Origin of the sequence: Bartonella numerosa (assembly GCF_037070845.1) — a bacterium.
In the GTDB taxonomy this organism is placed as follows: Bacteria; Pseudomonadota; Alphaproteobacteria; order Rhizobiales; family Rhizobiaceae; genus Bartonella.
Genome location: NZ_JAYMZI010000013.1, coordinates 22,043 through 29,066, shown reverse-complemented (window position 1 = coordinate 29,066; position 7,024 = coordinate 22,043). Strand labels below are relative to the sequence as shown.

The window sequence follows — 7,024 nt, the reverse complement described above, 5'->3', positions numbered from 1 at the left end:
ATATGATCCGGTAGTTATAAGCCCTATTGTAAGGCAGCACATTGTGCTGCCTTTTTCGTTAATAAAAGTATATTTTAATCAAAATATCAAAACCATCGTAACAAATTAATTAGAATAACAAAAGACTCTACTTTATTCAGCAAAGCCTACGATCTTGGACCTGAAAAATCCATTCAAGACGGCAGTTTTAGCAATGCAATCTGCAATCATGAAAAAATCTTTGTGATATTTGTTTCCATAAGTTGCATATTGACAATATGATCTCTTTTCTGCCTTCCACTCATCATTTGAAAATTTATTCTATGACACACAAACTCCCCCACTGTCTCTTCATAAAATACGATGGTAATTTACACAGATGCAGCGCAGTAAAAGCCATGTATATGATACACGAGAAGCGGCCAGCTTTTCTACCGAAGAAAAATTTCCAAACCAATGAAAATGCAAACGCCCCTTTCGTTGTGTCCAGAGCTATTCTTTCGACAACAATGAATATTTTTCGCAACGTCAGAACCAGGATCTCGTACGCAGTGGCACCAGATACTACATTGCTCCGAAGTCACTTAACCATTTAATTAATCACCTAAAATGGAAGATATCGACTGAATACGGGATGTACCAGAATCTTTTGTACGCGCAGCCTCCTGCAAGGCCTGAGAGAGGTCATTAACTGCATCCAAGTGCGTTTGCAGAAATTCACTATTACGGCATAATTTCTCCTGTAAATCCGCCAATAATTCCTCTATCTCATTTTCAATGTCCTGATTCATATAGCGTTTTACGTCACTCATCGACTTATTAAGATCGCGTAAACCGCGTATCTTACATAGGTTTATTTCTTCATAATCCGGGACGCTGTGGCTCTCTAGCATGGAACTTTCATACTCTATCACCTGTGCTAACCCTTTAACGGCAGCCACAAATTTCGTCATAGCCCAGTCACGGCAAATCTGATCATTTTCAAGAACTTTCGCTTTTGATGCAGTCATTTTTATTTCCCCTTTAACAATATTACCTCTTGAGCTTTCAGTGAGAACGACACAACGCCCTCCCCTAAGCTGAATTCATTCCACGAACAACCACATAGACGACAGCACGACATCTTCCAGAGGCTAAAATTTGTTCCGCTTCTAACTTATTAATATGAAAACATTTCCCCTTTGTTTTTTTTAACTAATATTTACCGTGACACCGATCCCGCAAAGCGTCATCTCTTCCGACGCCAACGCACCGCGGATACCGTATTTGGTAAAATTCGGTAAAAAACCACCGCACAGGAAAGCACAAAATTTTAAAAAAGCCCCAGCATCCTCACCCTCCATAGCCTCTAATCCCGCACGCTCCTGCCCTGCGATCACGCCCACGCGATGAAACCACACTCAACACAAAAGACCTCGAAACCGCAGAAAAGCACCACCCTCCGGGATCACTCACTCCCTGCACACACCACACCGTGCGCCGTAGTATTCTGCACAAAACACAATTTGTCAATAATTTGCGAACGCACAGAATGTCATGACACAAATTCGCTGAAAACTTCTATTTTTATCGTTTTTTCCCTCTACCGCTAATAAATAGGCCGCAAAATATAGAATTTTTACCGTTTTATGCTCATAAAAAGATATTACTCCCCCAAAAATGCTTAACAGCTAAAGTTTTTGTCACTCCGCTCGCGATACAGTTTCCCAACATCGACAAAAGTACCCTTTGTTTTTTGTTAACACCCTCTAGTCTCTTCCAGAGACTATGACGATAAAAAACTTCATTTACGAAAATATCTCGCTCTCTAATGTTAAAAAATTAAGCGATACCGCGCACTTTTTTGCTGGAACGGTAGTAATCAAAATTTCCTCTACGAATAAGGTGAACGAAAAAACTTCTCCTTCAATCAAAAGTTTGTATTTCAAGGCGATCAACTCCTAAGTTTCTACTGAACCATTCTCACATATATTTCAGCAGTTTGCCGTGCTCTAAACTCATTTTTGTTGTAGAAAGAGGGAGAAGTGGCACTTTCCTCATGTCGTTTTCGTGTGAGATTTGTGCCGAGCGGTTTTACCGTACGGGGGGTTTTTCGTATCGTCAAAGAGTTGTGGAGGGTGATTGTGAGAGTTTTCTCGTCCGTTCGGTGTGAGTTGTATTTTTTTCTATCGTCAGAATTAAAAAACGGGCAACGAAGCACCGAAAAGGCTATCCATGATTATGACTCGTAGGCAAAATGAAATTATTTAAGAAGCAACTTCCGTGACATTTATCACATGTAGCAGCGAATATTTGTAGATGTGGATTTATGACCTGTCATAGCGCGATCTCTAGGAATTTTAAAACCACTTTAGATGCTTACTAAAAATACCCATGGAAAAAAACTTCGTACCAAGAGCCAATAATATGAGAAAAACCGCAAACCAAAGAAGGCATGTGTGGGGAGCTTTCAGGGATTTAGCACTAACTATAGGGAAACAAAAAAGACCTTCTGAAAATCATCCTGTCAAATCACCTCTTCGTTATCCGGGAGGGAAAAGTCGTGCCATCTTATGATCATTGATAATTACATAAAAAAACAAAAAACTCTGTGTTCCCCTTTCGTAGGAGGTGGCTCAGTTGGGCTCACTCTGGCGAAAAAAGGAACGAAGATTTATGCTTATGATAACTTTGAACCGCTCGTTATCTTTTGGCAAATGCTCCCAAAAGACGCTTTGGCTCTTGCTGAAAAAGTAAGCGAATATGAGTCCCTATATATGACTTTGAAGCTCATCCTTACAGCCGGTTTTTCAGCTTTTTTCTCTTCAATCTTCTTGCTGAAAAAATCCTCACAAAGCGAATTATTTGTGGAGCATTCCGCATTTTTGAAAAAAATTGCAGAAAAACACTAGAAAAATTTTTTTTTTTGCTATAGGGCGTTTCCCAAGTTAAGACAATTAACGGAGGGGATGGAGTTGTCATGTCGAAAATCTGTTGTCAATCTGCGTACGGTAGCCCTTTACAAAGATTTTCTTTTTCAGAAACACATGAAAATGGTTGATTACGCTCCTTGCGTTGTTTTTTGCATTTATGGCATTAAGCGGTCTAGTGTTTGTACGAGGTTTCGGGACAGTTGAAAGCTCTCTTCAAAAAAGAGTGAAAGCTTTAACGGGGTCTGTTTCAAAATCTATTGCAACAATTACTGTTATCGGTGTTGGTATTGCTTGGATTGATGGTTATATCGAGTTGCATAAAGCCTTCTTTGGTAGAAGCAATTCAGAAAAATGTCAAAAAACTCCAAAACGCTCAGACTGCTGCTGATGTTCAAAGTGCTCAAGCACAATTAGTCGCTACACAGGCTTTGTTACAAGCCAAAACTATAAAAATACAAGCCGTTGCTATGATTCAAAAAGCACAAGCTGAAGCTGAAAATATTCGTACGAGACAAGAATTTAACGCGCGATATAAAGATTATGCGAAACGACTGTTAAGCAAGTAAAGCGCAAAACTAAAGAGAGGGGAGAAATGATGCCAAAAATCACCATAACAACTTTGCTTCTTTGCACCGGGATTATCGCTGCTGGGTGCTCTAAAAACTATAGCGTAGCCAACTTTAAAAAAGATGAACAATTACGCGAAGAATGGCTTGTTAGATGTGGATGGACAGGACATTCAAAAAACTGTGAAAATGTCCGAGTGGCACAACATCAAATTGATGTAGAGCGCAGAAAACAAGCGCAAGAGAAACGTCGTAAAGAAGAAGAAGAATGGCGTAGAACAGCGGAAGAAAGACGTAAAAAAGCCGAAGAAGAAAGAGTCAGACAAGCAGCTGAACAAAAAGCTAGAGAAGAAGAAGCAAGAAGAAATGCTGAGGAACAATCACAAGAAATGGACAAAATATGGAAGGAAAAGATGTAAGAAATGATCGAAAGAAACAAAAAAATAAAAGCAGAAACCTTTGGCAGAAAATATAATCCCAAAAACGTAAGCGAGTGAATATAGAAGAATGCCTGAAAATACAGACTTTTTTGCTAGAGCCGAAGCCGCTTTAATGCAGCCGCTTACAGAGAGAATGGCTGACACCATTAGCTATCTTTCACGGGATTTGACTGGTCCTCCTTCCTTCTCTTGCGTGCTCTACATAATTGTTCTGGGGTACAATACGACCTACGGTCGTTCTTCTACACCGATGTGGGAATTTATGGCAACAGCTGTAAAGCTTGCCATCATTACAACATTAACAACACACGCTCCTGACTACAATGCTTGGGTTACAGATATATTTTCAAGGATTTGCCAACGCCATTTCAAACCTCACACAAGGGTTATCATCAGACCAAAATGTATAGGATAATATGATAAACTATGCGTGTGCACATGTTTTTGAGACAGCAGATAAAACACACCGGATGGACTGAAATTGGCACATTTCTTGTGAGCTGGGCAGCTGGTTTTGTTTGCATACTTATTATAGGGATATTCTGTGTGATCGGTTTCATCGTTTCAATGTTATCGGAATTTGGTCTATTTCTTGCTCTCTCGTTAGGACCACTCTTCATAGGCCTTTATCTGTTTTCGACAACCAGACGCTTCACAGAAGCTTGGTTAGGGCAATTAGCAAACTTTGTTATTTTGCAAATATTAGTGGTTTTACTTGGTGGGGTGTATGTGAAGATGGCAATGAAGGTTCTTTCAACAAATATCGAAGATATCATCCTTACAATGACCCAATTCATCACTGTTGGCATTGGGGGGATTTATCTCTTTATTCATTTACCGGCAATTGCTTCAGCTTTAAAAGCAGGGGGAGCATCCCTTACAGGAGCAACGCATTTGGCACATCATTCGAGCAAACCGGTTGGAAAAACCGCTGCTGCTACAGGTCGTGGCAAGCATGTGGGATGCTGGTAAGTTCACGTCAAAAATATGAAAAATGTTCTAATTTCAATATCAAAAAGCTGGAATAAAAATGGGGAGGAATTCATGGAAAGCATATCTTCTAATAAACGCAATAATGAAGCAACAATTGCAAACAAAAAGTTGCACACTTCAACAAAAAAGCAATCCTTAATATCCAAAATGGGTAGGGGATTAACTTTTATACTTTTTCTTCTTCTTTTTAATTACCGCCGACCAATTCGCGGTATGATCGGTGTAATAGGAGGATTTTGCGGTATTTTTTTTTCAGCGGTCTTTACCCTACCTTATATGTCAGGACAAGAGCATTTCTCCTTAGAAACAAAGATTCTTGCCGTAATCTTCTTTGGTCCATTATGCCTTCTCTGCCTAGCGATAAATTGGTACTATGACAAATTATTATTAAAATTAGCACCTCCTGATATTCAACTGACGCTGTTTCAATGAATGAGAAACCTAGCTGCTTCTCATTTTTGAATCTTGCAGAATAACCATTTGCCTTATGTTTATTCCCTAAAGTGAGAGGTTGTTTTGTTTCTTCGTTTATGAAATTGCTTTACAATCTCTTGCTTCACGAAGCCGTACGATCTGAAAAAATCGAGACCTATAGCTTTAGCTTGCATTTTTTCATAGGGCTTGCGCGTCATCTTCATGTTGTCACAACGCACATAAATGATGGAACTTTTCAATATCTGTTGAACGTGCTTTGTCCAAATTTCCCAACCATGTGCAATGAGATGCCATAGCTTGCCGTGCCTCATATAAGGAAAGCCATCTTTCCAGTGCGTTGATAAGCTATACTCCCCTGTTGATTGCATTATATTTTCCAAGGTTAGAGGCAAGTATCACATGATCTAGTAGACGAAGTTTTTTTTTACAATTCACACTGTGTTAAGCAGAGTAGAAGATTTGTTGAAATTTGATATTAATTTTAGGATTATCATCCTAAGCCAAAAACCACAAAACTTCGCTTATTAAGCGGTTATACTTCCTTTCCTTCTCCTTTTTTGAAGGATAAATTAAGTGGCTTGAGATTTCCTGCTCTGTATCATTTTTGTTCTTTTTCGTATTTTTGTATGAGAAGTTCGCGCACTTCATCTGCGATTTTTGTCCCACGACTTGCACAACTCATCTTAATGGAGCGATGCAAACTTTCTGGCACATCAATAGTAAGACGTTTCATGCGTTCATCCGTGTTAATTGTTCGGCTCTCTACCCACGCATCAGCTGTTGCGGGAATCGATTTACTGGTTGGTTTTGTACCAATCTTAATTTTTTTGCTCATTAAAAAATTCCTTTATCTCAGCAGCGACAGCTTCTATCTCTGCCGCAGCTGGTCCTTGCTGATCAATTTCGTAGACTGCCTTTCCCTGCGCTGCGGCTTCCGCAAAAATTACGCGTTGCGCAACACTCGAAGAAAAAATATGCACCGGATATACCGAAAGAGCTTCACCTACATCGCGCCCTATCGCGGTATTGACTATTCTACGATTAATAACAAAAACAGATTTAAGATTTTCTTTATATACACGCGCCTCATCAATCAGCTTCACAATCCCATCAGCGGCCCAAATATCATAGGGGCTCGGCTGTACCGGAATGAGCACTAGATCCGAGGCCATAATTGCACTACGCGCAAGATCCGTTACACGTGGAGAACCGTCAATAAAAATATGATCATAGCCCTCACCGATCTGCGTAATCTCTTTATGAACCGTTGCGCGCGGTAGACCAACAACTGGAAACAAGGGGGCATCTTCGCGGGCAGCGGCCCAATCCAATGCGCTGCCTTGTGGATCTGTATCAATGAATAACACACGCGCCCCAGTACGTGCAAAGCTAGCGGCAAGATTCACACTCAGCGTGGTTTTCCCCACACCACCTTTTTGATTCAATAACCCAATTATCATTAATTACGCCTTTCAGCTTTATCGTTTTTACGATTATAAAGAGAATAACAAAGCATACAAGCAACCCACAGGCCAGGAGAAACCATCCCTCCTGCCCCCAAAAGAGCCACGATACGTAAAATAATACAATGTCAGTTAAATACACCCGCTCGAATTTAGCAAAGTTAGAAATAAGTGCAACAAGAGAAAGAAACTACACACATACTTTCAGTACAACCAATACCCCTTTTGAACCTGCG

The 7,024-nt window shown here is 40.1% G+C and carries 11 protein-coding genes; 7 read left to right on the top strand and 4 right to left on the bottom strand.

Features of this window, described 5'->3' with window-relative positions; genetic code table 11:
• Positions 1-575 precede the first annotated feature (575 nt).
• A complete protein-coding gene (locus tag WCP75_RS04605) occupies positions 576-989 on the bottom strand; it encodes a flagellar protein FlgN (RefSeq protein ID WP_336277074.1) in 414 nt (137 codons plus the stop codon).
• 180 nt (positions 990-1,169) lie between these two features.
• Complete coding sequence (locus tag WCP75_RS04600; protein ID WP_336277073.1) at positions 1,170-1,364, bottom strand: hypothetical protein; 195 nt, start codon at positions 1,362-1,364, stop codon at positions 1,170-1,172.
• 1,167 nt (positions 1,365-2,531) lie between these two features.
• Here WCP75_RS04600 and WCP75_RS04595 point away from each other — a divergent pair.
• The 7 genes from WCP75_RS04595 to WCP75_RS04565 all read left to right on the top strand — a co-directional run bounded on the left by WCP75_RS04595 (position 2,532) and on the right by WCP75_RS04565 (position 5,322).
• Positions 2,532-2,870, top strand: a complete 339-nt coding sequence (locus tag WCP75_RS04595; RefSeq protein ID WP_336277072.1) for a DNA adenine methylase — start codon at positions 2,532-2,534, stop codon at positions 2,868-2,870.
• Between the two features lie 178 nt (positions 2,871-3,048).
• Complete coding sequence (locus tag WCP75_RS04590) at positions 3,049-3,279, top strand: TrbC/VirB2 family protein (protein WP_336277071.1); 231 nt, start codon at positions 3,049-3,051, stop codon at positions 3,277-3,279.
• Positions 3,191-3,457, top strand: a complete 267-nt coding sequence (locus WCP75_RS04585) for a TrbJ/VirB5 family protein (protein WP_336277070.1) — start codon at positions 3,191-3,193, stop codon at positions 3,455-3,457. Before WCP75_RS04590 ends, WCP75_RS04585 begins: the two co-directional genes overlap by 89 nt.
• A gap of 26 nt (positions 3,458-3,483) precedes the next feature.
• A complete protein-coding gene (locus WCP75_RS04580; protein WP_336277069.1) occupies positions 3,484-3,876 on the top strand; it encodes an EexN family lipoprotein in 393 nt (130 codons plus the stop codon).
• Between the two features lie 88 nt (positions 3,877-3,964).
• A complete protein-coding gene (locus WCP75_RS04575) occupies positions 3,965-4,312 on the top strand; it encodes a type IV secretion system protein (RefSeq protein WP_336277068.1) in 348 nt (115 codons plus the stop codon).
• Between the two features lie 11 nt (positions 4,313-4,323).
• On the top strand, positions 4,324-4,869 hold the full coding sequence (locus WCP75_RS04570) for a type IV secretion system protein (protein WP_336277067.1): 546 nt from the start codon (positions 4,324-4,326) through the stop codon (positions 4,867-4,869).
• A 72-nt stretch (positions 4,870-4,941) separates the two neighbouring features.
• Positions 4,942-5,322, top strand: coding sequence for a hypothetical protein (locus tag WCP75_RS04565; RefSeq protein ID WP_336277066.1), 381 nt, complete (start codon positions 4,942-4,944; stop codon positions 5,320-5,322).
• Between the two features lie 601 nt (positions 5,323-5,923).
• Here the strand turns inward: WCP75_RS04565 and WCP75_RS04560 are convergent.
• The gene (locus WCP75_RS04560; protein WP_336277065.1) at positions 5,924-6,160 is read right to left on the bottom strand and encodes a plasmid partition protein ParG; all 237 of its coding nucleotides are present in this window, start codon (positions 6,158-6,160) and stop codon (positions 5,924-5,926) included.
• Positions 6,144-6,785, bottom strand: coding sequence for a ParA family partition ATPase (gene parA / locus WCP75_RS04555; RefSeq protein ID WP_336277064.1), 642 nt, complete (start codon positions 6,783-6,785; stop codon positions 6,144-6,146). Before parA ends, WCP75_RS04560 begins: the two co-directional genes overlap by 17 nt.
• Positions 6,786-7,024 lie beyond the last annotated feature (239 nt).